This window comes from Mucilaginibacter pineti, from assembly GCF_900101875.1.
Lineage (GTDB): Bacteria > Bacteroidota > Bacteroidia > Sphingobacteriales > Sphingobacteriaceae > Mucilaginibacter > Mucilaginibacter pineti.
Window position 1 is genome coordinate 115,077 of sequence record NZ_FNAI01000017.1, and the last position, 22,096, is coordinate 137,172.

The 22,096-nt window shown below is 42.8% G+C and carries 23 protein-coding genes, 1 tRNA gene and 1 riboswitch; of the genes, 11 read left to right on the plus strand and 13 right to left on the minus strand.

Features of this window, described 5'->3' with window-relative positions; all coding sequences use genetic code 11:
• Nucleotides 1-58: 58 nt before the first annotated feature.
• The 4 genes from BLS59_RS32095 to BLS59_RS26555 form a co-directional block, all read right to left on the minus strand.
• A complete protein-coding gene (locus tag BLS59_RS32095) occupies nt 59-478 on the minus strand; it encodes a hypothetical protein (RefSeq protein ID WP_205411355.1) in 420 nt (139 codons plus the stop codon).
• 25 nt (nt 479-503) lie between these two features.
• Complete coding sequence (locus BLS59_RS26545; protein ID WP_240315349.1) at nt 504-1,076, minus strand: RNA polymerase sigma factor; 573 nt, start codon at nt 1,074-1,076, stop codon at nt 504-506.
• Between the two features lie 400 nt (nt 1,077-1,476).
• Complete coding sequence (locus BLS59_RS26550) at nt 1,477-2,034, minus strand: arylesterase (protein WP_091155183.1); 558 nt, start codon at nt 2,032-2,034, stop codon at nt 1,477-1,479.
• Between the two features lie 26 nt (nt 2,035-2,060).
• Nucleotides 2,061-2,273 carry a hypothetical protein gene (locus BLS59_RS26555; RefSeq protein WP_091155187.1) on the minus strand — a complete coding sequence of 71 codons (213 nt, stop codon included), beginning with the start codon at nt 2,271-2,273 and terminating at the stop codon, nt 2,061-2,063.
• 92 nt (nt 2,274-2,365) lie between these two features.
• Here BLS59_RS26555 and BLS59_RS26560 point away from each other — a divergent pair, with 92 nt between their 5' ends.
• From BLS59_RS26560 to BLS59_RS26590, 7 genes are all read left to right on the plus strand, one after another.
• Nucleotides 2,366-3,154 carry a YdcF family protein gene (locus BLS59_RS26560; RefSeq protein WP_162842781.1) on the plus strand — a complete coding sequence of 263 codons (789 nt, stop codon included), beginning with the start codon at nt 2,366-2,368 and terminating at the stop codon, nt 3,152-3,154.
• Between the two features lie 54 nt (nt 3,155-3,208).
• On the plus strand, nt 3,209-3,907 hold the full coding sequence (locus BLS59_RS26565) for a response regulator transcription factor (protein ID WP_091155193.1): 699 nt from the start codon (nt 3,209-3,211) through the stop codon (nt 3,905-3,907).
• The gene (locus tag BLS59_RS26570) at nt 3,891-5,249 is read left to right on the plus strand and encodes a HAMP domain-containing sensor histidine kinase (protein WP_091155196.1); all 1,359 of its coding nucleotides are present in this window, start codon (nt 3,891-3,893) and stop codon (nt 5,247-5,249) included. Before BLS59_RS26565 ends, BLS59_RS26570 begins: the two co-directional genes overlap by 17 nt.
• Nucleotides 5,250-5,395: 146 nt before the next feature.
• Entirely contained in the window at nt 5,396-5,878 is a 483-nt protein-coding gene (locus BLS59_RS26575) for a hypothetical protein (protein WP_091155199.1), read from the plus strand.
• 21 nt (nt 5,879-5,899) lie between these two features.
• Nucleotides 5,900-6,832 (plus strand): bestrophin family protein, encoded by a 933-nt coding sequence (locus BLS59_RS26580; protein WP_091155202.1) that lies wholly within the window; start codon nt 5,900-5,902, stop codon nt 6,830-6,832.
• Between the two features lie 183 nt (nt 6,833-7,015).
• Complete coding sequence (locus BLS59_RS26585; RefSeq protein WP_091155208.1) at nt 7,016-7,753, plus strand: proteasome-type protease; 738 nt, start codon at nt 7,016-7,018, stop codon at nt 7,751-7,753.
• Between the two features lie 4 nt (nt 7,754-7,757).
• Nucleotides 7,758-8,603, plus strand: a complete 846-nt coding sequence (locus BLS59_RS26590) for a transglutaminase-like domain-containing protein (protein ID WP_091155211.1) — start codon at nt 7,758-7,760, stop codon at nt 8,601-8,603.
• A gap of 25 nt (nt 8,604-8,628) precedes the next feature.
• Here BLS59_RS26590 and BLS59_RS26595 read toward each other — a convergent pair whose 3' ends face one another.
• Both BLS59_RS26595 and BLS59_RS31860 read right to left on the minus strand, forming a co-directional pair.
• Entirely contained in the window at nt 8,629-9,009 is a 381-nt protein-coding gene (locus tag BLS59_RS26595) for a transmembrane 220 family protein (protein WP_091155214.1), read from the minus strand.
• 106 nt (nt 9,010-9,115) lie between these two features.
• A tRNA-Cys gene (locus tag BLS59_RS31860) sits at nt 9,116-9,186 on the minus strand.
• A gap of 52 nt (nt 9,187-9,238) precedes the next feature.
• Nucleotides 9,239-9,349, minus strand: a riboswitch (SAM riboswitch).
• Between the two features lie 172 nt (nt 9,350-9,521).
• On the opposite strand from BLS59_RS31860, the gene argH reads away from it, so the two are divergent.
• The 3 genes from argH to BLS59_RS26610 all read left to right on the plus strand — a co-directional run bounded on the left by argH (nt 9,522) and on the right by BLS59_RS26610 (nt 12,014).
• A complete protein-coding gene (gene argH, locus BLS59_RS26600; RefSeq protein WP_091155218.1) occupies nt 9,522-10,856 on the plus strand; it encodes an argininosuccinate lyase in 1,335 nt (444 codons plus the stop codon).
• Between the two features lie 178 nt (nt 10,857-11,034).
• Nucleotides 11,035-11,238: a YwbE family protein gene (locus BLS59_RS26605; protein WP_091155221.1), complete on the plus strand. Its 204-nt coding sequence runs from the start codon at nt 11,035-11,037 to the stop codon at nt 11,236-11,238.
• Between the two features lie 71 nt (nt 11,239-11,309).
• Nucleotides 11,310-12,014: a DUF1345 domain-containing protein gene (locus BLS59_RS26610; protein WP_091155224.1), complete on the plus strand. Its 705-nt coding sequence runs from the start codon at nt 11,310-11,312 to the stop codon at nt 12,012-12,014.
• Here BLS59_RS26610 and BLS59_RS26615 read toward each other — a convergent pair whose 3' ends face one another.
• The 6 genes from BLS59_RS26615 to BLS59_RS26640 all read right to left on the minus strand — a co-directional run bounded on the left by BLS59_RS26615 (nt 12,015) and on the right by BLS59_RS26640 (nt 19,031).
• Entirely contained in the window at nt 12,015-12,929 is a 915-nt protein-coding gene (locus BLS59_RS26615; RefSeq protein WP_091155228.1) for a DUF72 domain-containing protein, read from the minus strand.
• 224 nt (nt 12,930-13,153) lie between these two features.
• Nucleotides 13,154-14,782, minus strand: a complete 1,629-nt coding sequence (locus BLS59_RS26620) for an amidase (protein ID WP_091155230.1) — start codon at nt 14,780-14,782, stop codon at nt 13,154-13,156.
• A gap of 740 nt (nt 14,783-15,522) precedes the next feature.
• Nucleotides 15,523-16,200, minus strand: a complete 678-nt coding sequence (locus BLS59_RS26625) for a class I SAM-dependent methyltransferase (protein ID WP_091155234.1) — start codon at nt 16,198-16,200, stop codon at nt 15,523-15,525.
• A gap of 79 nt (nt 16,201-16,279) precedes the next feature.
• The gene (locus BLS59_RS26630) at nt 16,280-17,434 is read right to left on the minus strand and encodes a TlpA family protein disulfide reductase (protein WP_091155239.1); all 1,155 of its coding nucleotides are present in this window, start codon (nt 17,432-17,434) and stop codon (nt 16,280-16,282) included.
• Between the two features lie 106 nt (nt 17,435-17,540).
• Nucleotides 17,541-18,083, minus strand: coding sequence for a YbhB/YbcL family Raf kinase inhibitor-like protein (locus BLS59_RS26635; RefSeq protein WP_091155243.1), 543 nt, complete (start codon nt 18,081-18,083; stop codon nt 17,541-17,543).
• A 90-nt stretch (nt 18,084-18,173) separates the two neighbouring features.
• Nucleotides 18,174-19,031 carry a helix-turn-helix domain-containing protein gene (locus BLS59_RS26640; protein ID WP_091155247.1) on the minus strand — a complete coding sequence of 286 codons (858 nt, stop codon included), beginning with the start codon at nt 19,029-19,031 and terminating at the stop codon, nt 18,174-18,176.
• A gap of 154 nt (nt 19,032-19,185) precedes the next feature.
• Between BLS59_RS26640 and BLS59_RS26645 the strand changes: the two genes are divergently transcribed.
• On the plus strand, nt 19,186-20,166 hold the full coding sequence (locus BLS59_RS26645; protein ID WP_091155250.1) for a glycoside hydrolase family 5 protein: 981 nt from the start codon (nt 19,186-19,188) through the stop codon (nt 20,164-20,166).
• A 219-nt stretch (nt 20,167-20,385) separates the two neighbouring features.
• On the opposite strand, the gene BLS59_RS26650 is transcribed toward BLS59_RS26645, so the two are convergent.
• Nucleotides 20,386-21,966, minus strand: a complete 1,581-nt coding sequence (locus BLS59_RS26650) for a GDSL-type esterase/lipase family protein (protein WP_091155252.1) — start codon at nt 21,964-21,966, stop codon at nt 20,386-20,388.
• Nucleotides 21,967-22,096 lie beyond the last annotated feature (130 nt).

Consider the following 22,096-nt stretch of genomic DNA (forward strand, 5'->3'; position numbering starts at 1 on the left):
TTGGAGGTGTCAACTTAAAATAAGTCTTGATACTAACTACTTGATACGCTAATTCTATTTATTGATCTTGTTTTTCTTTGTTTTCCTGTTCGCTGGTAAAATCATCCCAGCGGCGGCGGCCAAACCTGCCACGTTCATGATCGCCCCAGTCGCAAAACCTATCTTTCATTTTGGCTTTAAATTTTTCTTTTTCTTCGGAGCTCATGTTTTTAAACCGTTCTTCCATTTTTCTGCGCATCCAGGGGTTGCCGCCAGGGCCACCGCCCCATCCGGGTTTGCCACCTTTGCCAAAGCCAAACAATATTTTGCATAAAATAAATATGCCCATAGCCTGCCAAAAGGTAATTGTACCTACATGTATAATATCTGGCAGTAAATTGTTCCACAAGTGCATCACCACAAAACTGATGAGCGAAAGAAAAGCGGCTACCGCAATGGGTATAAATATGAACCGTCCTTTATAAAATACTTTTTTCATTGTCTTTTTAATTTTTTTGAATCTTTTAATATTCTGTTATTTCAAGGTATAACTGTTTTAACCGTTTGCGCAGGTGCAGCACCGCGTACCGCTTGCGCGATACCAGGGTATTAATGTTTTGCCCCGTACGTTTGGCAATTTCCTCAAATGGAATGTCATCCAGCTCCTGCCAAATAAAAACCTGCTTTTGCTCTTCGGGCAGTTCATCAAGCGCTAAAAATAATTCGTCCCAGAAAAGGTTGCGCAAGTACTCGGTTTCGGGCGTACTGGTTTCTGTATACAGGATGCTTTTAAAATCCTCGGTATCGTCGTCATCCTCGTTGCCTGCAAGCATATCATCCAGCAGGGTTTCTGTTTTCTTTTTATGCTTATCGGTTATTTTGTTGCGGGCTACCCGGTATAGCCACGCGCTGGTTTGCTCAATAGGCTCAGAGTTTATTACCGAGCTAAACTGGTACCACACATCCTGCAGAATGTCTTCGGCATCGGCATCGTTGTTAACCCTTCGCCTGATAAAGCCCAACAGACTTTTACCATACTCTTTAATAGTATGTATGATGTGACTGTTTTTATCTTCGGGCATTACGGCGGTTATCAATTTATTATTTGTTTAAAGATAAAGACGATTGACCATTGAAAACATTTTAAATTATTTTGATATTTTTTTGGAGTGGAGATTTTGGAGCGAAGAGCGGGGATGGAAGAGCGAGGAGCGGAGACTTTTGGAGCAAAGATTTTTTGATTAAGGAGCAAGGATGGAAGGAGTAAAAGTAGAGGAGTAGAGATGGAGGATTAACCAGCAAAATATGACTGACGACTGCTGACGACCTACTGACGGCTACTGACGATTGCTGACGCCCCACTGACGGCTGCTGACGAAATATAACAGAATTTGGCTTAAACTGCATTTAAAAAGCTTGGACGCGATTTTTTGCCGAATTGGTATTGTTATTCCCCGCACTAAAACCCTCGCTCTTCGCTCTAAAAACAGCCCAATCCTAAAAAATCAATTTCCGGATAACCGGCCAAATATTGGCGGCAATTATCTGGTAGCCCGCGGCAGATGGGTGCAGCCTGTCGGGCAGGTTGAGGTGGGCTTTTCCGGCTACGCCTTCGAGGTAAAAAGGTACAAGGGCCATGTTGTTGGTATCGGCAAGTTTTTTAAATATCTCCCTGAATTCGGCAGCAAAAGGGCCGGAGATAAAAGCGGGAATTTGCATACCCATTAAAGCCAGTTTAGCGTAGGGGTGCTTCAGCCTGAATTTATTAATAATTGCCTGTAAATTGTTGTAAGTAGTTTGGGGAGAGATACCCCTGATGATGTCATTAATGCCCAATTCGAGCACAAAAATGTGTATTGGGCGGTTCATCCAATACTCCAGCCGGTGTAAACCGCCGGCAGAGGTATCGCCGCTTAAACCGCCGTTTATGCAGTGATAGGGCAGGTTTTCGGCATCAATTTTTTGTTGTATTAAGGCAGGTAATGATTCGGAATGATGATTCCTTAAACCATAACCTGCCGTAAGGCTATCGCCAAAAAACAATATGTTATTCATGTATAAAGCAAGATGAAAAAGTTGCTTTAATACCTGTTATTATCCCTGTAGTTTTGCGCACGTACAGCAATTTGTTCTAAGGTAAGTTCGCCATATTTCTTGGCCCTATCCATCCATTCGGGACCGTTTTCGGTCAAATCATCAATGATTGATTTACCATCTTCCGGTCTTTTTTTAGTGATATAGTTGATGCCGTAAGCAACTGCTGCACCTATAGCAAGCGTTTTTATAAAACCCATAATTTTATTGTTTAATTATATGTGTATGACAATCTTAATGCCAGTTTGTTACGCCAGCCACTTGTATGATACCAATATGGTTAAAAAGTTTAATGTTTTACTTACTTTTACCTAAAACGCAGGCATTTAACATGTATTTTATCCTTTCAAAAGTATTATCCTTTTTATTATATCCGCTATCGTACGTGTTTGTTTTATTGCTGATAGCCATTTTTTCAAAGAATGTACGTAATAAAAAAAGATACCTGTTATGGAGCGTTGGTGTACTCTATTTTTTTTCTAACCCTTTGTTGCTGAATTTAGTAGCTAAGGCCTGGGATGTAGCACCGAACAAACTGAATGCCAGTAAAACTTACAGCGCCGCAATTATCCTGGGCGGTTTTTCCAGCGAGGCAAAGAAGGGGGAGGGAGTTTTCAATACCGCGTCTGACAGGTTTATACAGGGGGTATTATTGCAGCGTACAGGCCGGGTTAAAGATATCCTGATATCGGGCGGTAACGGAAATCTACTTCCAAGCGCGTTCAGGGAGGCAGATTGGGTTAAACTGCAACTGGAGGCCATAAAAGTTCCGGATAGCTGTATCCTTATCGAAGCCAATTCGCGCAATACCATGGAAAATGCCACTTTCTCCAAAACATTACTGCTAAAACATGGGAGGCCAGGGCCTTATATATTGGTTACATCTGCATTTCATATGCGACGGTCCATGATGATATTTAAGAAAAAAGGGGTAGACGTAATTGCCTACCCTTGTAATTACTTAGCAGGAACAGGCGATTTTTCCCTTTGGGATCTGCAACCCAGCGCAGATGCCCTTAGCAAATGGAGCGTTTATATTAAAGAAGGAATTGGTTACGTTGTTAATTCTATCTCCGGATAAAACTTAATGCCGGTTTGTTACTTTATTAAGCACATTAAATAGTTTTTGCCTTATATGGGGATATTGTTAGTTGAGGATGAACCAAATGTAGTATCAGTTATTAAACGTGGTTTAACAGAATATGGTTTTGAAGTAAGCGTAGCGGCTAACGGCGCCACCGGTTTACAAATGGCCCTTGATAATGATTTCGACCTGATAATTTTGGATGTAATGCTGCCGGTGATGGATGGTATACAGGTTTGTAAGCGCATCAGGGAGCAAAATAAAACTGTTCCTATTATAATGCTTACCGCGCTTGATTCTACAGAAAATATAGTTGGCGGGCTTGATAGCGGTGCCGACGACTACCTGGTAAAACCCTTTAAAATAGCCGAACTTGCTGCCCGTTTACGCACGCTGATGCGCCGTCGTGGTGGGGAAAGCCCGGCAAATAATAGCTACTTGATAGATAATCTGAAAGTAGATACCGACTCAAAAGTAGTATACCGCAATAACGAACAACTAAAGCTTACAGCCACAGAATATCGCCTTTTAGAGTATTTTATAAAAAATCAGAAGAAAGTATTATCACGTATCCAGATCCTGGAAAGTGTTTGGGATATAGATTTTAACATGGGCACCAACGTGGTTGATGTATACGTAAACTACCTGCGAAAGAAGCTGGAAAAAAACGGCGGTGCCAAGCTTATACACACCGTATTTGGAATGGGTTATATTATGAAAGAGGGTGATAACGATGAAGATACAAAGTAAAATAACCCTACTGTTCCTGGTATTGTCCGGCGCAATACTGATATTACTCAATGCGTCTATCTTTTACCTCGTTTATAAATTTAACTTTGATGATTTCTATAAACGCTTGGAAGCCCGTGTAAATATAGCCGCCGAAGTACGTCTTTCGCCAGGCGCCAAAAGCAAAGCTACCTTAGAGGTCAGAAATAAGTATCTGGAAAAACTGGATTCGGAACGCGAATATTTTTTAAATACAGACAGTAATGGCAAGGTGCTAATGCCACCGGGTGTTAAAATAGATAACGGCTTTACTAAAGATATTTTACTGAATGGCCACGCGCATTTTAAAAACAATAACACCTTTTACGCAGGTTCCGTTTTTACAAAGGCTGGCGTAAAGTATATTGTAATTGTTTCGGCATCAAATCCGGCTGGTTTTCAGGAGTTAAAGGATTTGCAGGAAATTCTTATTTATGGTTTTTTGTTCGCCATGATATTGGTATACTTTATAGGGAAGATCTTCTCTTTTTACACCTTTCAGCCGGTGAGGCGCATTATAAATAACGTTAAAAATATTACGGCCAATAACCTGCATTTCCGGCTGGATGAGCTTAGCGGGAAGGATGAAATAGCAGAGTTGTCCTACACCTTTAACGATATGCTCAACAGGCTTGAAACCGCATTTGAAACACAAAATAACTTCGTAAGTAATGCCTCGCATGAATTACGTACCCCGTTAACTATTATAGCATCGGAGGTTGAGCTGGCCTTAAACAAGCAGGACCTTAACCCGCAGCAGCGCGAAATTTTAACTACGGTTTACAGTGAATCGGAAAAGTTGGGTCAGATCCTGAATAGTCTGCTCACGCTTGCCCAATCTGGCTTCGATGGCAAAAGACAGAATTGGGAAAGCATCCGTATAGATGAATTGCTGTTAACTGCATCTGAGTCTGTTAAAAAAATAAATCCGGCCAGTAATATATATATTGATCTGGAGAACTTACCCGCCGATGAAGCTTTGCTTCACGTTAAAGGCAATACAAACTTACTAACACTTGCCATAAATAATATTATAACCAATGCCTGTAAATACTCAGATAATAGGATGGTGAAAGTTCGCTTGTCGTCAGAAAATAACAGGGTTATTGTAGCCATTGCCGATGAGGGGATAGGAATTCCTGAAACCGAGCTACAGCATATTTTTGAGCCATTTTTCAGGGCATCAAACGTACACGATTATGAAGGCCACGGGGTAGGCTTGCCGTTAACCCTCAACATTATCCGGCTGCACAAGGGCAGCCTGGGTATCAGCTCAAAAGTTGGAAAAGGTACCGAAATAAAGGTGTTTTTGCCGGTGGAATAACATTGACCTTTGCTTTTATTAAATCGGAATTGAGCAAAACGTAATTCTAATCAAATTCTAATAACTTTCTTAAATCATCTTAATTATTGGCTGCTACACTTGTATCAAACAAAACATACAAGGTTTCACCATTAATTAAAATTACCATGAAAACGTTATTAATCCCTACCGATTTTACCCAGCAGTCCATTCAAAGTATCCCGGTTTTGGCCCGGCAATATTATCCCCAGCAAATTAATATTGTATTGGTACACATGCTTAAAATTACCGATAATATAAGCGAATTGCTCATGCTATCGCGCCGAAGCGTGGAATACAGGCACATCCCGGATAATTTTTATAAAAGATGTACCGAACTTGAAAGAAAGCATAGTCACCTTATTAATAAAATAGCTATTACCTTTTTTTATGGCAGCACCGTTGCAGTGTTCAATAACTTCCTTGAAGCTAACGAGGTTGACGCCATAGTAATGCCGCATGATAATTACCAATTGCTTTTTAAAAATAGTATCGATCCGGAAATTCTAATCGGAAAAAGCAAAATTGAAGTGATTGCCAAGCCCGAAACACAGGGCATAATGGCCGACATTGTGATAGAGGACTTTGAACTAACAGAAGAACACCATTAATTACACTTAAAATTTACATCTATGTTATTAAAAGAAAATATACCGGTAAGCTATGTATTTGGTAAAATAAAAAAGGAACTGATCCTGGTGGCGGTTTACTCGGCAACAATTTATTGCATCCACCAATTTTATAATTTCAAGGCGGTTTCTATCCCGTTAACTGTATCAACTATATTAGGAACTATCATTTCATTACTGCTGGCTTTCCGTTCAAACCAGGCGTATGACCGCTGGTGGGAAGCCCGCATTCTTTGGGGAGCAATAGTTAACGATAGCCGCACGTTTACCCGGCAGATACTCACCTTTGTAGACAGCAGTTATGATGGTGAGCAAAAATGGGCGCTTAAAGAACGCATCATCCGCCGGCAAATGGCTTGGTGTTACAGTTTAAGCTGCCACTTGCGCGGGCAAAACGCCAAAGAAAATTTAGAAGCTTATTTAACCGACGATGATGTTAAGAGTATAAAGAAGATGGATAATGTTCCCTTAGCCATCAACGAGTTACAGGGACATGACCTGCGTACGCTATATAAACTTGGCTGGATAAACGAATATCAACAAGTAGCAATGGATAGCACCTTAACTGGTTTTATGAACTCAATGGGAGGGTGCGAACGTATCAAGAACACGGTTTTCCCGGCTACTTACAGCGTATACATCCACTTTTTGGTGTTGTTTTTTGTGTTGCTGCTGCCTTTTAGTCTTATTGAGTTTTTCGGTATTTTCCAGGTGCCGCTGGTGATTGCCATTTCATCGGCCTTTTTCCTCATCGAGAAAATGGCGATACACCTGCAGGATCCGTTTGAGAACAAGCCTACGGATACACCTACAACCGCTATCAGCCGCACCATCGAAAAGAACCTGAAACAAATGATGAAGGATGAATTGCCGGGTGATATTGGCACTGTTATCGGCAAAGCTGAGCAAAAACAGGCAGTGTTTTATATACTTTAAATGAGAGTCAAGAATTAAGAGTCAAGAATCAAGAGAGAAAAAACTTAGTTTCTGAAATTGAGCAAGAATCAAGGGTTAAGATTGAGAGTTGGACAATAAAGTCTTAATTCTTGACTCTTAATTCTTGATTCTTTTTGCCTACTTTGGCAAGCGGGAAATTAATAACACCTCCCGGTTTTAAAAATGACTTATTGCCTCGGAATTAAAGTTAAAGAAGGGCTGCTGGCCATAGCCGATACCCGGATAACTTCGGGTACAGATACTACCGTAAAAAAGAAGATTACCATAGAACAAAAAGATAAGTTTTCGCTTTTTATCATGACAAGCGGCTTACGCTCAGCACGGGATAAGGCAATCGTGTATTTTAACGAACTGCTGGAAACCACCGAGTTTAACAAAATGTATAAAGCGGTAAATGCCTTTGGCGAACAAGTGAAACGAGTAATTGCCGAGGATAAAGCCTCGTTAGAAGCGGCCGGGTTTAAATTCGACCTTAATACCATTATTGGCGGGCAACTGCGTGACGATACAGAGCATAAACTGTTTTTGCTCTATCCCGAAGGTAACTGGGTTGAATTGGGGCAGGGGGCACCTTATGTGGTTATAGGCAACTCGGGCCACGGCAAGGCTATATTGAACCGGATACTTACAGAAGATACAAGTTTAAAGCTTGCCCTTAAAACAGGTTTTCTTTCGTTCGATTCAACAAGGGTAAGTTCAAATAATGTCGATTTTCCGATAGATGTGGCTGTTTACAAGCGCGATAGCTTTGAAATTGTGGAACAGCGTTACGAGAAAAAGGACCTGGAGTACATATCAACCCAGTGGGCCGAAGAACTGAAACTTGCCTTAGATCACATATCTGAGGATTGGATGGATGCAACATTTAACAAATTAGAAGAAATTAAAACAGGAAGCTGATAAAATGAAATTCGATGTGTTTACCCAAATGGAATATGTAGTACGGTCGCCGGGCACATTGATCTTGAACATACACGCTTTACGCACCCCTAATCAAACCGTAGTTAACGAGGAGTTTACGGTTGATCCCTATATAAAGGTGGAGGAACTGATATCCGCCCAAGGCGAAAATCGCCTGATGCGTTTTGAAGTAAATGAACCGGGCACCGTAAAAGTTACCTACAAAGCGCTCATTGATAATTGCTATGAACTTACCGATTATCATGAACAGCATGAAGTAATGGTAGCACAGTTAGATGTGACTGTACTCCCTTACCTTAACCCAAGCCGCTATTGCCAAAGCGATAAGCTGTATAGGCTTGCTCATAATCTTTTCGGTCACATCACCAATCCGTTTGAAAAGGTAGTTACCCTTACAGATTGGATCCATACCAACGTACAGTACCTTAGCGGCTATAGTAATGCTCAAACATCGGCGTTTGATACCGTTACCGAGCAAGCCGGCGTATGCCGCGATTTTGCCCACCTGGGTATAGCGCTTTGTCGTGCTTTAACCATACCTGCACGTTATTTTACAGGCTATGCCTACAAACTTGAACCTGCCGACTTTCATGCCTGTTTTGAAGCCTATTTAGGTGGTAAATGGGTGCTTTTTGATGCCACCAAACTGGTGCCCCTTAACGGACTGATTAAAATAGCCACCGGCCGCGACGCTGCAGACACCGCCATAGCCAATATTTTTGGCGATGTAACCTTCACCACCATGCAGGTGAGCTGCGAACTGGCCGAAGAGGGCTTTGAGCCGGTTAATTACGGAGCAGGCGCTTATCAGGGATTATCGTATTTGTAGGATTTAACATCGACCAAATGACAACCTATAATCTCTTTTTCAACCTTACGCTATATACCCAATTAGCACCCAACACCGCTACACAAATCAGCAATCCAAAAAACTCACGTACTTCTTCTATCCACGGTTTTTCGGCTTTCATGGTTTCGACGAGACTTTCGGCGTGATGAACTTCAAACCAATCTATTAAACCGTTCCTGTCGAAGATCTTGTATGTAGCGTAGGTAAGATAAATAGCTATACCAACGCCATAGCCCACCGGGTAAAACTTTTGGCGGGCCGCCAGGTAGCAAAATACGGCGCTGTACATATATATTGGCACCCATATATAAGGATCAGGATCATTGTATTGCAAGCCTGCAAAAATGATGAACAGTACTACGAATACGATATTGAATATTTTCATGCCGGGTTTAGTATATTATTTACCTGAAGGCGCTAAAAATATGCAATAAAGCACAAAGCAGCAAAAGGACTAAAGCGAAAATGAAATTACAGGAAATGGAAATTTGATGCCGCGGGCAGATTCGAACTGCCGTATAGGGTTTTGCAGACCCCCACCTATCCTCTCGGTCACGCGACTTTAAAAAAAACTATAAAACACTTATTAAAGATAAGGTGTGGGGGTAAAGATGGTATTATCTCTCTCCGTTGAATGGAGCAGGAATTAGCACCTTATACATTATGCGGATGTACAGGTTGCTAAGACGTCTTTGGGCCTTTCCCTCAGTCTTTCTTGATAAGTAAATAAAGAACGCTTGTCGTTATTGACGATGCAAATATAAAAGTAAATTATATAATTCCTATAGATTTAGTAGAATTATTAAATAATTTATTTCAGGCTTATTTTATGTACCAATCATAAAGAATGAAAAAATGCGAAGCGGGCAATTACACATTATTTCACATATTTGCACTATGAGCAAGTTATGGCAAAAAACTACCAACGTTAATGAACTGGTTGAAAACTTTACCGTTGGTCGCGACAGGGAGTTTGATCAGCAAATGGCCGCTTTTGATGTATTAGGATCACTGGCCCACACCCGTATGCTGCAAAGTATAGGGCTTATGGATAGTGCCGATCTTGAACTTGTTCAGCACGAACTTAAAGCAATTTATGCCGATATTGAGAAAGGTGGCTTTACCATTGAAGATGGGGTAGAAGATGTACACTCGCAGGTAGAAATGTTGCTTACCCAGCGCATTGGCGATGCCGGTAAAAAGATCCACAGCGGCCGCTCCCGTAATGACCAGGTACTTGTTGATCTTAAATTATTCTTCCGTAGCGAGTTGCAGCATATCGTTGAAGAAACAGAAACCCTTTTTCGTCAGCTTATTGAACTTAGTGAAAAGCATAAAGATGTACTTTTACCAGGCTACACACATTTGCAGGTAGCTATGCCATCGTCATTTGGCCTTTGGTTTGGCGCTTATGCCGAAAGCCTTGCCGATGACCTGGAACTGGTATTGGCAGCATATCGTATCACCAACAAAAACCCGTTGGGCTCGGCAGCAGGTTACGGTTCATCGTTCCCGTTAAATCGTACATTGACAACCCAGTTGCTTGGTTTCGACAGCCTTAATTACAACGTAGTTTACGCACAGATGGGGCGTGGCAAAACCGAGCGTATCATTGCGCAAGCTTTATCCTCTATAGCTGCCACCCTGGCAAAAATGGCTATGGATCAGGCACTTTACCTGAGTCAGAATTTTGCTTTTGTGAGCTATCCCGATACCCTTACTACAGGCAGCAGCATTATGCCGCACAAAAAGAATCCAGATGTTTGGGAAATTATGCGTGGTAAATGCAACCGACTACAGGCCCTGCCTACAGATGTTGCCATGATGACCACCAACCTGCCATCGGGCTATCATCGCGAGCTGCAATTGCTAAAGGAGCTGTTATTCCCTGCCTTTGCCGATTTAAAGCATTGCCTGCAAATGGCAACCTTTATGCTGCAAAACATAACCGTTAACACCGATATACTAAAAGATCCCAAATACGCTTACCTATTTAGTGTGGAGGAAGTTAACCGTATGGTTTTAAACGGAACGCCTTTCCGCGACGCTTACAAACAAGTAGGTATTGCCATTGAACAAGGCGATTTTAACCCCGATAAAACGGTAAACCACACCCACGAAGGTAGTATTGGTAACCTGGGTAACGAACATATCACCGCCGCGTTTGATAAGTTGCTTACAAACTTTGATTTTGCAAAGGTAGATGAGGCTGTGAAGGGCTTAGTAGAATAAATTAAAAAAATTTTGTCATTCTGAGGTACGAAGAATCTATTATAAGGTAATGCGCTTACCATTGCATGTTCGCGATTAGATTTTTCACTTCGTTCAAGAAATAGTTCTTTGTACCTCAGAATGACAAAGAGTTACTTGTAATCGGTAATCAATCACTTTAAAACCTGCAATTAGACACATGAACGGACAAAACAGAAGCGATATATACCCCGGCCTCGAAGTTGATATTATTCTTAAAAAAGACCAAAGGAGCGGTACTTTAACCCGTGGATTTGTTAAAAGGCTGTTAACCAGCGCGGCTTATCACTCACGCGGTATCAAAGTACAGCTTGACGACGGGCAGGTTGGCCGTGTTGCCTGGATTGTGGAAGAAGAGGATTAAATAAATAATTCATTAATTCTACACAATTCATAGCCATATTTACATCAATACTTACCATAGTATAAAGCCATATGCCCACAGGTACAGCAACAAAAAAATCAAAGATCTGGTTTAGGCTGGATAGTCATATTCGCTTACTTATTTCGCTGGGGATAAGCGCCATAGTACTGTTCTTTTTTGTGTGGGGTAAGTTTAGCATACCCGGCGTGGTGTTGGTTACCTGGATCTCCTTTGGGCTTTCCATCATCATAATGGATTGGATCATTATTTTATCCTCTCATCCTAAGGAGGTTAGAAAAATAGCCAAGCTGGAAGATTCCAGCCGCACGCTCATTTTTGCTTTTGTTATAATAGCTTCTCTTGTTAGCTTATTAGCAATTATATTCCTGCTTAAATCTTCTAAAGATCTCTCGCCAGAGAAAGTTACCAGCCATGTTCTTCTGGCTATGACCTCTGTTATTGTATCGTGGCTGCTGGTACATACCATATTTACCCTGCTTTACGCGCACCTGTTTTATACAACAGGTGTAGATGCCGATAACAAACGCAAAGCTGTTGGCGGTTTGGAATTTCCCGGTGATGAGAAAGATCCTGATTATCTGGATTTTGTGTATTTTTCCTTTGTTTTAGGGATGACTTTCCAGGTATCAGATATCGAGATTTCATCCCGGCAGATCCGCCGCTTGGCCTGGATTCACGGTATGATTTCATTTGCTTTTAATACCGCCATTGTAGCGCTGAGCATCAATGTAATATCGGGCCTGGTGGCCAAATAATTAAAACATACTTCCCTGTTGTTCTAAAAAATTAGGGCGCTGAAGATCAGTGCCTAACGCCTTGTTTAGCTCCACAACTACATAGTCTGCCAGTTTGGGCGAGTACTGTTCATCGTGCTGATGCATGAAGAACCAAACCGACTGTAAGCCAAGTGTTTGCCATTCCTTAATTCGTAAAACCCACTCGTCAACACGTTCATAATCAGATGGATGTAAGCCATTGCCTACAAAGCGGATAAAAGCGTGAGGCGTAGGCAAAGTCATGTGAACCACATCCCGGCGGCCGGTAGCATCTGTTATAACAGCGCCAATATTAAGGTCATGAAAAAGCTTGAAAACCTTATCCCTGTTTTCGGCTACAGAAAACCATTCCTTATGTCTAAGTTCCACAAATACAGGTACATCCTTGGGTAAAGCCTCTAAATATAGCTTCAATTCGGGGAAGCTTTTGGGGGTGTAGTTATCACTTAATTGCAAAAATAATGGTCCCAGTTTGTCGCCAAAGGCCATAATCCCTTCATAAAAGGCGGTAGTAATATCATCTGCATTTTTTAACCTGCGTATGTGGCTGATACTCTGCGAAAACTTAGGACAAAACTTAAAATCAGGGTTGCTATCGGCCTTGGCTTTCCATCTGGCAATGGTATCTGCGCTGTAAACATTGTAGAAAGTAGCGTTCAGCTCAATACAGTCAAAATGCTTTACATATTCATCTAAGAAGTTGGCATCCTTGGTTTTAGGTGGATAGATCTGCCCAATCCATTCCTTGCGACCCCATTTGGCACAACCCACATGCACCTGTAAAGGCTGGGTGTTTTTGGTCGCTTTAAGGGTACTTAAAGTCAACTCCGCATCGGGTGGCAGGGTAAAATCGGTTACTGCTAATTCTTCGGGAGATACGCGGCCAAATTCCATAGGATGGTAGTTTATTCAGTTTATGTGAACAGGACTAAGTTATAAATGTTCGGGTAAATTAAAATACAATATGTGCCTAAATTGTGTTTCGTCAGTAGCCGTCAATACATCGTCAGTGGCCGTCAGTACATCGTCAGTAGCCGTCAGTATGCCGTCAGCAGTCGTCAGTATGATAATATCCTGTTTTCAGACGGCGGAATAAATCACGTACTAAAAATCGCGATCTACGTCAGCAGGTCAACCTTGAAATTTGGGGCTACTCTTTTTTTTGAGGCTTGCTCATAAGCATAGGCCAGCCTGATGATATCACCCTCGTGCCAGGCCGTACTAAAAAACGAAAGACCAATCGGCAGCCCGTGCATTAGCCCCATTGGTACGGTAATGTGCGGATAGCCCGCCATCGCTGCCGGTCCCGAAAAGCCGAAGCTGCCGCTGTCATAATCGCCGGCAATAAGATCAATACAAATGGCCGGGCCATTGGTTGGGCCAATGATGGCATCCAGTTTATTATCGGTAAGCATTTTATCAATAGCCTTACGGGCGCCATCATTAGTTTGCTGCAGGGCATCCAGGTATTCCTTGCTGGCCAGATCGCCTTTGGCCTGGGCCAGTTCAAGGGTTTCTTGTTTAAAGTAAGGCATGGCCTTTGGCTCGTTTTGCTTGTTGAAGGCAATAACATCGGCCAGGGATTTTACCTTGCCATTGGCAGTGCTCAAATACTGGTTAAGGCCATCTTTAAATTCATATAGCAGTACGGTAAATTCGTTTCTGCCGGCATCTTTAATTAGCGGGTTAAGCTCAATTTCAATAATGGTAGCACCTTTGGCCTCCATAGTTTTAATGGCATCTTTTAACAAGGCCACTGTTATGGGATTGCCTTCCAATGCCGATTTTTCGACCCCGAGGCGTTTGCCCTGCAAGCCGTTGGCATCTAAAAATTTGGTATAGTCGGCGGCGGCTTTCCCGGTGCCGGGTAGGGTATAGCTATCCTGCGGATCGGCCCCGGCAAGTACGCCCAGAAAAATAGCGGCATCCTTAACCGTTCGTGCCATTGGGCCGGCGGTGTCCTGTGTTTTTGATATGGGGATAATGCCCGAGCGACTGAGCAGGCCCACGGTAGGTTTTATGCCCACCAGGCCATTTACGGATGATGGCGACACTATCGACCCATCGGTTTCGGTACCTATGGCTACCACGCACAAATTGGCCGCCACCGCCGAACCCGATCCCGCGCTCGACCCGCTGGGGTTACGATCAAGAATATACGGGCACTTGGTTTGCCCGCCCCGGCTGCTCCATGCGCTGGTTGAGTGGGTGGAGCGGAAGTTGGCCCATTCGCTTAAATTGGTTTTACCCAAGAGCACGGCACCTGCCTTGCGCAGCTTGTGTACTATAAAAGCATCCTGTTTGGCAAAATTATCTGCCAAGGCCAGCGAACCTGCGGTAGTGTGCATATTATCGCCGGTATTAATATTGTCCTTTATCAGCACCGGGATTCCATGCAAAGGGCCGCGAAGTTTGCCTTGTGCGCGTTCCTTATCCATGGAATCGGCCATGTTAAGGGCGTCTTTATTTAGTTCTATAACGGAATTAAGCTTTGGTCCGTTCTTGTCAATCTCTTCAATGCGTTTCAGGTACAGTTCTGTTAGCTGACGCGAGGTATATTGCTTGGCCTGCATCTTTTGCTGCAAATCGGTTATGGTAGCTTCCGAAAGTTCAAAGGGGTAGTCCTTGCCATCTTTAATCCCGGCTTCCTTTTTTTCTGCCGATGGCGGACTGCATGATGCAGCAACCAATGTTGAAAGTGTTAAGCCAGCTAATGAACTTGTTTTAATAAAATTTCTGCGTTGCATATCGATGTTTTATTGCCTATACAAGTAACGCAATATTTTGCCGATAGTAAAGTATCAACCATTAATGTTACAAGAGGATTATCGCGAAACACACCCCTCCGCCCCTCTCAAGAGGGGAATAGCACCTGGCCATTGCTAAAAATTGGTACCCCCGCCCCCATTTAAGAGTAATAGCCCATCAATAGCCATAAAAACGTAATCAGATTTTCTAACTCCGTAAGAGTATCGTGTTTATAGGTATTTTATGGGTATCAATAGCTCCATAGGAGCTTCCTGTTAAATAAGGAGGCACCTACGGAGCCAAGCCTCTATTATATTAAACTATAAACACGTAGCCCCGAAGGGGCGGGCATGTAGCCTATCAAACTTATTTATGATATCTCTGTCTACTCATGGGCTATTACCCTCAAGAGGGGAATCGCACCTGGCCATTGCTTTTTGATGTGCTTTTTCAATTCCCCTCTTGAGAGGGGGCGCTAAAGCATGTGCAACGGCAGGGATGTGTTCTGCGGTAAGAAATCCATCAGTTGTTCGAAATCAGGGAGTTCGGCAGCGCAGGAAGATATAAAAAGTTTGTCATTTCGAACGAGCCTGCGCGGGAATTGTGCGTTTAGGGGCAAGGAGAAATCTTCTACGAGCGAAAGGTTTTATCTAACATACAAAGTTCGCACACAAAGCCGCAGAAGATTTCTCCTCGTACCTCGTTCGAAATGACAATATTTGGATTTTTATTCCAACTATTACCCCACCCTCGATCCGCAAAAAACAACAAAATTGAGGTTCTTGTAAATACAATCCACTTGGGTAAAGCCGGCATTTTCAAGCATGGTAAGCTGTAGTTCAAGCGAGGCAAACTTGTCCAGCTTTATACGCTCAAAGGCTTTGGCAATGGCTTCCTCATCTAAACCCGAATTAATAACCGTTTGTCGCCATTGCGATTTATAAAATTCATCAAACATGGGCGACCGTCCCTCCACCTGGTCGGCGTTAATAAATAAGCCGCCGGGGTTTAGCGCCGTGTAAACCTTGTTGTATAGGCTCTCCTTATCTGCATCCTCCAAATGGTGGATGGCCAGTGCCGATATAATGATGTCATATTTCCCCGTAATGGTATCGGAAGCAAAATCAAACTCGGTATAGCTAAAGTTGCTTAAACCTGCAAAACGCTTTTGGGCTACATCAAGCATCCCTGCAGAAAGATCGGCAAGTGTAAACTGCAGCTCCGTGTTTTGTTCATATACAAACTTTGAGAACAGGCCCGAACCTGCACCCAGATCAAGCACCGTTTTGGCCTCAGTCATATTTTTAACCAGGGGGAGGGCAGCATTATAAAAATCATGAAAGCAGGGGATAAGCCGCTCGCGCTGCGAATCGTACCGTTCTGATATGTGGTTAAATTGTTCTTTTATAGTATTCATAGTGGTGATGCCAGTTTGAAATTCATTGTTGACTGTCGTGTACTTAACCCAATTTACAAGAGAGCCCTTGTGTATCGGCTTAAATTAGGCCTTTCAATAGTTTAGGTATTTCCACCTTATCATCTTTGATATGATCGCTTTTATAAATTATTTTACCTCGATCATTTAGCAAAATCAATGTGGGGAATTCGTCAATACCGTAAAGCCTGCTTATTTCTGTTTCTTTATCGTAATAATGAACCCAGTTCATACCATGCTGTTTTATAACTTGCTTTAGCCGGTTAAAGTCACGATCCTGACTGATGCCTATTATCGCCAGTTTATTCTGCGTGTAATTCTTCCGGATATCTTTTATAAAGGGAACCTCTTGCATGCACGGGGCACACCAGGTTGCCCAAAAATCAAGCAATACATATTTACCTTTTAAATTGGTTAAGCTAATGCTTTTTCCATCAATGGTTTTAACGGTAAATGGCGGTGCTTTTTCATTTGTTTTTAACGGATTTATAACTCCTTCACAGGTTTTTATAAATTCTATTCCTTCAATGCTTTGTGTATATTTTTCGGGGAAAGTTGATTTGAAATAGGCTAACTGCTCTTTTAGATACGCAGTGTCTGTCCTAAATGCCCTTTTGTTAATGTTATTTATGAAATACCAAAACGAAAAGTAGTCGTCTGAATAATTCTTTAAAAATTGCATTGATCGTATATCAACTAATTTTATCATCTGTAGATACACTTTCCTCAGCGAGTCGTTAGTGTTTAGTTGTTCTTTGTTTTTTCGATAAAAATCATAAACTGCCAAGTTTTCAACACTATTGAAATGTGTTAGCTCACGATATGTTTTATTGGTAACCGTATCATAAATTGGGCGTGCGTTATCAATGCGATCATATAGTAATAGTTGATTAGGATTGGGTTTATAAAAAAAATCAATACTGGCGTTTTTATCCCCTATGAAGAAGTCGCTGAGATAATAGTCATTGTTCTTGTCTATATAACTGATATTAAAACTTGCATAAGTTGAATAATAAGTACCTTGTAAAACTACCTTCCGGTTGTTATTGAAAGTATCGGGGAAAAACTGAAGAGTTTTCCCATCATTATATTGATACTTTATCATTTTGGGATTAATACTACTATCTAATTTAACAGAAACCTGGAAATGTTTTTGGGCATAAGCCGTATTTATTAAACATACAGCAATGCATGACAGGAGAATAATTTTTAGCATAAGTTAAGGTTTTAGCGTAAATAAGGTTATGCTAAAGTATGACGGATATAATTAGGTTAGCTGTTAAAAGATGTTAAATAAAGCCTTTACCAAACCATCCAGCAAATTACCTTTTATAATAAACCAGCAACGATGCCTTGGCAATAATATTATTGCTGAACATAAAGCCAGCCATTGCTGCCGACGCTTTGTTATCGATACCCAGTTTTGCAGTTTTTAAAGCGTAAACGGTTATAACGTAACCGTGAGCGGCATCATTTACGGGTGGGCAAGGGCCGCCGTAACCCGGTACACCAAAATCTGTTAAACCCTGGATGCTGCCTGCCGGGGCAAGTTTAGCCAGTGGATCGCCCGCACCTTGTTTTAGCTCGTGGATATTTGCCGGGATATCGAAGATAACCCAATGCCACCATCCGCTGCCGGTTGGGGCCTGGGGATCATAAATGGTTACCGCGAAGCTTTTGGTGCCAGCAGGAGCGTTGTCCCATTCTAGTTGCGGCGACTTGTTATCACCGCTGCAGCCAAAACTATTTGATGCAAACTCGTTGCTGAACTGCCCGCCAAGGTCGGCACTTTTTAAGGTGAAGCTTTGTGCCTTTGCGCTTATGCAAACTATTAAGGCCAATAAAAATGTGGTTAATGCTTTCATACAATTTTGAATGATATTTAATTATTCAAAATTGCGCTTATAACCCCTTGTGCTGCTAATGCCTGCGGCTCAAAAACTATTGCAAACGGCTCAAACAGCTTGTGCGCTTAACTGGTATTGCCGCGGACTAACACCGAATTGTTTTTTAAATGCCGATGAAAAGTTCGACAGGTTATCATACCCCAAATCAATATACAACGACGATGCATTTTTTCCCTGGGCCAGTTCCTGCCGGGCAATTTCCATTTTGCGCTCGCGGATGTATTTGGCCGGGGCCACGCGGTAAATTTTTTCGAAGTCGCGCTTAAACGTTGCCAGGCTTTTGTGCGCCAAAAATGCCAGTTCATCAAGCGTAAGGTTATTGAACAGGTTATTCTCCACCAGGTTTTTAAGATGGAACGATGGCGACACAGCGTTGTTTTGCAGTAAGGCTATTAAAGCCTCGCGGTTGTTTTGCAGCAGCACAAGCAATAATTCCTCTACCTTATGCAATGCCAGCTCATAAGGCAATGGCTGGTCGTCATGTATGAGGGCCAGTACACTTTTCAGGTACCCAGCCATGTAATTGGTTTGCCTGAACTTTATATAATCCACACTTTGCGCCGTTGGTGTTTTTGCTTGCAACTTGTGCTTGTTTAAAAAATCGGTAGCGAGGCTGGCCGGGAAAAATAGCAGGATGCTGGCGTATTTATGTTCATTCAGCGTATGCTCGGCCATAATGGAGTTGCCCTGCGGAATAACAATACCCTCGCCGGTTTCAACAATGGTGTTATTTGACGGGCGAAATATGGCCTTTTCGCCGTTTATCACAAAACTTATGGCGTAGCAATTAAATATTACCCGGCTGTTTTTCAGGCTGTCATTCTCGGTATAATGCACAAATGAAATATCGCCCGCGCAAATCCGTTGTTGATTTTGGGTAGCTTCGGGAATGTAGATATTGTTCATCACTATTTTAAAAAAGGAAAGTTAGGCTTTTTCTATATCCCGTCAACGATAAAACGCGGCGGTGTTATGCTATTTTACCAATCTATAACTGATTTTTTGCAGGATGGTTAAAAACGGGACATTAAATTTAAATTGCTTTATATAAAACTAACAGATGGTGAGGTTGAAACTTTTAATTGTAGTGTTGATGTGTGTTGCAGGGCGTTTGGTTGCACAGCCGGCCTTATCGCCGGTGGCAAAAAATGGCGCTTTAAAAGTTGAGGGCGGTAAAATTGTTAACCGCCAGGGCGTTGCCCCGCAGCTGAGGGGGATAAGTTTTTCATGGAGTTTATGGGGCGGCCGCAAATATTATACACCCGAAACGGTGGATTGGCTTGCATCAGATTTTAAAGTTTCCATTATTCGCGCAGCAATGGGTATTCAGCCCGATAGCGGCTACCTGCAATATCCCCAACAGCAAAAGCAGCTGATAGTAAACACGGTTAACCGGGCTATAAAGGATGGTATTTATGTGCTGATAGACTGGCATGATCATAATGCCAACCAACACCTAAAAGAGTCGAAACTGTTTTTTGCCGAAATGGCAAAGAAGTATAAAGGCGTGCCCAACGTAATTTACGAGATCTGGAATGAGCCCGCGCGTGTTAACTGGGATACGGTTAAAAATTACGCGCTGCAGGTTATTAGCATAATCCGTAAATATGATGCCGATAATTTGATTGTTGTGGGAAGCCCCAACTGGGATCAGGATGTTGACGTAGCCGCTGCCGACCGGATAACCGGCTATAAAAACATAGCCTATTCATTTCACTTTTACGCGTCAGACCCAAACCATCAGCAGCACCTGCAGGACAAAGCTAATAAGGCTATAAAGGTTGGTTTACCCCTTTTTGTTACCGAATGGGGTGTGGGCGAATCAAATGGCGATGGTGAATTTAATATGGCCAAAACCACCGCCTGGCTAAAGTGGATGGAAGCCAACCAGCTAAGCTGGGCCAATTGGAACATTACCGATAAACACGAAACTACTGCCATACTCCAAAAAGGCGCCCCGGCAACCGGCAGATGGACAGCCAACCAACTTACCCCCGCAGGTGCTTATATCAGGGATAAATTAAGAGAATTGAACAGGTAGAAAGACCAACAAAGCAGCTATGTGATTGCGAGGTATCTCGCAATCACAAGTCGTAGATTTTAGACTTACGAAGTTTTTAAAACTTCGCAAGTCTTTTCGCCGCTTCGTTATTTTTTTACTACCGCAGGCTTTCAGCTGAATAACGCCGGAGGCTTTAACCATGCCTCCCACGAGTTACGCGGCGCTAAACTCGCGGGAGTTTGAGTTCAGTGGTTAAACTTATTTTTTCTTTAATGCCTCGGTAATGGCTTTTTGGGCCAGTGGTTCCATTACTTTGTAGCCGGCAAGGTTGGGGTGTACACCATCGCCAGATAGGTTTTTGGGCAAGCCGTTGCGCTCATCGGCCATTGTGGTAAAGTAATCAAGGTAAACCATATTGTTTTTAGCGGCAAAATCTTTTAGCATGGCATTAAGGCGCATAACCTTTGGCGCAGGCTCCATACCGGGGCGCCAGGGGAAATCAAAGGCAGGCAATACGGATGATAATACAACCTTAATATTAGCTGCCTTTGCCAGTAAAGCCATCGACTGTAAGTTGCCAAACACGTCTTCCAGTTTAATGGGGCCATTGTTTTCGGCAATGTCATTAATACCAGCCAGTATCACTACAACCGCAGGTTTCAGGTCGATAACATCATCGCGGAAGCGCACCAGCATTTGGGTAGTGGTTTGGCCGCTTATACCACGATCATAATAGGGGTTGCTACTCCAAAAGGCAGGGTCGTTATTGATCCAGAAATCGGTGATCGAATCGCCCATGTACACCACGCGTTTTTCGTTAGCGGTGGGGGCAGGCACTTTTTCATTATCCGGGCGGTAACGGTTTACATTGGCCCAGTCATCATGGTTACGTTTTTCATTCTGACGACGATCGGCCTCAGCTTGTTCGGCCTTTTGGCGGGGTGTTTTAACTTTTGGATCGATAGGGGTTAGCAAACCCTGCTGATCCAGCCAATCGCCAAAGCGGTCAATCCAATGGTCGGTAGGCAGGTTTTGTTTACGCATACCAAAACCATGACCACCTTTGGTATACATATGCAGTTCGGCAATGTGTTTTGATGCCAGCCACTTGTTATACAGATCTACGCTGTGCGGCGCAAGGCCCAGGTCATCGTCAGATGCTGCGGCTATAAACATTGGCGGGGCATCGGCCTTAATAACCGTTTGTATTTTGGCTGGGATGTATGGATAAATGGGCGCTACAAAATCGGGCTTGTTTGCCGGTGTATAATCATAAGCCGAAGCCGCTGCCAACGTACCACCCGCCGAAAAGCCCATAATACCAATCCGTGAGGCAGATAAATTAAATTCGGCAGCATGTTCACGCACGTAAGCAATGGCCAGGCGCGCATCTGCAATAGCCAGGGGAATTACTTTTGCGGCTTCTTCACTGCCTGCTTTTGTGCCTCTTTTGGCCAATACCTCTTTAACCGGGTCGGTGGTGAGGCTGTGTACCAGGCGGTATTTAAGTACAAATGCAGCTACACCATGCTCGTTAAGCCATTTTGCTTCTTCATTACCTTCATTATCTATAGAAAGGGTTTGAAAGCTGCCGCCGGGGCAAATGATTACCGCGGTGCCATTGGCTATTGATGCGTCGGGTAAAAAAACACCGAGGGTAGGATGTACTACATTGTAAACTTTTTTGGTATTGGCGGCGTTGTTTTCGCTCACGGCTTCGTCCCAGTTCCAGCTTTCGGAGCCGGGGGCCGCGCCCGGGTATAGTTGTATAACTTTTTGTTGTGCATTTGCACCGGCAGCTAAAAGCATAAGGCCGGCAAATATTGGTTTAAGCTTCATAAAGCAGGTTCATTTTTGCGCTAAATGTAGTGCTTAATTATAACAGTAGGTAGCCGGTTTGTAGATTTTTGAGTAAAAAAGCCGATATGATTCTGTTAAGTTGCCGTTAAATATATTTACCGAAAGGGAT

Bases quoted from the DNA above. Each gene is read 5' to 3' on its own strand.
- BLS59_RS26575 (WP_091155199.1), top strand. From the start codon at position 5,396: ATGAAAACGTTATTAATCCCTACCGATTTTACCCAGCAGTCCATTCAA.
- BLS59_RS26645 (WP_091155250.1), top strand. From the start codon at position 19,186: ATGGTGAGGTTGAAACTTTTAATTGTAGTGTTGATGTGTGTTGCAGGG.
- BLS59_RS26630 (WP_091155239.1), bottom strand. From the start codon at position 17,434: ATGCTAAAAATTATTCTCCTGTCATGCATTGCTGTATGTTTAATAAAT.
- BLS59_RS32095 (WP_205411355.1), bottom strand. From the start codon at position 478: ATGAAAAAAGTATTTTATAAAGGACGGTTCATATTTATACCCATTGCG.
- BLS59_RS26625 (WP_091155234.1), bottom strand. From the start codon at position 16,200: ATGAATACTATAAAAGAACAATTTAACCACATATCAGAACGGTACGAT.
- BLS59_RS26555 (WP_091155187.1), bottom strand. From the start codon at position 2,273: ATGGGTTTTATAAAAACGCTTGCTATAGGTGCAGCAGTTGCTTACGGC.
- BLS59_RS26560 (WP_162842781.1), top strand. From the start codon at position 2,366: ATGTTTTACTTACTTTTACCTAAAACGCAGGCATTTAACATGTATTTT.
- BLS59_RS26640 (WP_091155247.1), bottom strand. From the start codon at position 19,031: ATGAACAATATCTACATTCCCGAAGCTACCCAAAATCAACAACGGATT.
- BLS59_RS26610 (WP_091155224.1), top strand. From the start codon at position 11,310: ATGCCCACAGGTACAGCAACAAAAAAATCAAAGATCTGGTTTAGGCTG.
- BLS59_RS26620 (WP_091155230.1), bottom strand. From the start codon at position 14,782: ATGCAACGCAGAAATTTTATTAAAACAAGTTCATTAGCTGGCTTAACA.
- BLS59_RS26550 (WP_091155183.1), bottom strand. From the start codon at position 2,034: ATGAATAACATATTGTTTTTTGGCGATAGCCTTACGGCAGGTTATGGT.
- BLS59_RS26635 (WP_091155243.1), bottom strand. From the start codon at position 18,083: ATGAAAGCATTAACCACATTTTTATTGGCCTTAATAGTTTGCATAAGC.
- BLS59_RS26615 (WP_091155228.1), bottom strand. From the start codon at position 12,929: ATGGAATTTGGCCGCGTATCTCCCGAAGAATTAGCAGTAACCGATTTT.
- BLS59_RS26580 (WP_091155202.1), top strand. From the start codon at position 5,900: ATGTTATTAAAAGAAAATATACCGGTAAGCTATGTATTTGGTAAAATA.
- BLS59_RS26585 (WP_091155208.1), top strand. From the start codon at position 7,016: ATGACTTATTGCCTCGGAATTAAAGTTAAAGAAGGGCTGCTGGCCATA.
- BLS59_RS26570 (WP_091155196.1), top strand. From the start codon at position 3,891: ATGAAGATACAAAGTAAAATAACCCTACTGTTCCTGGTATTGTCCGGC.
- BLS59_RS26605 (WP_091155221.1), top strand. From the start codon at position 11,035: ATGAACGGACAAAACAGAAGCGATATATACCCCGGCCTCGAAGTTGAT.
- BLS59_RS26565 (WP_091155193.1), top strand. From the start codon at position 3,209: ATGGGGATATTGTTAGTTGAGGATGAACCAAATGTAGTATCAGTTATT.
- BLS59_RS26650 (WP_091155252.1), bottom strand. From the start codon at position 21,966: ATGAAGCTTAAACCAATATTTGCCGGCCTTATGCTTTTAGCTGCCGGT.
- BLS59_RS26590 (WP_091155211.1), top strand. From the start codon at position 7,758: ATGAAATTCGATGTGTTTACCCAAATGGAATATGTAGTACGGTCGCCG.
- BLS59_RS26595 (WP_091155214.1), bottom strand. From the start codon at position 9,009: ATGAAAATATTCAATATCGTATTCGTAGTACTGTTCATCATTTTTGCA.
- argH (WP_091155218.1), top strand. From the start codon at position 9,522: ATGAGCAAGTTATGGCAAAAAACTACCAACGTTAATGAACTGGTTGAA.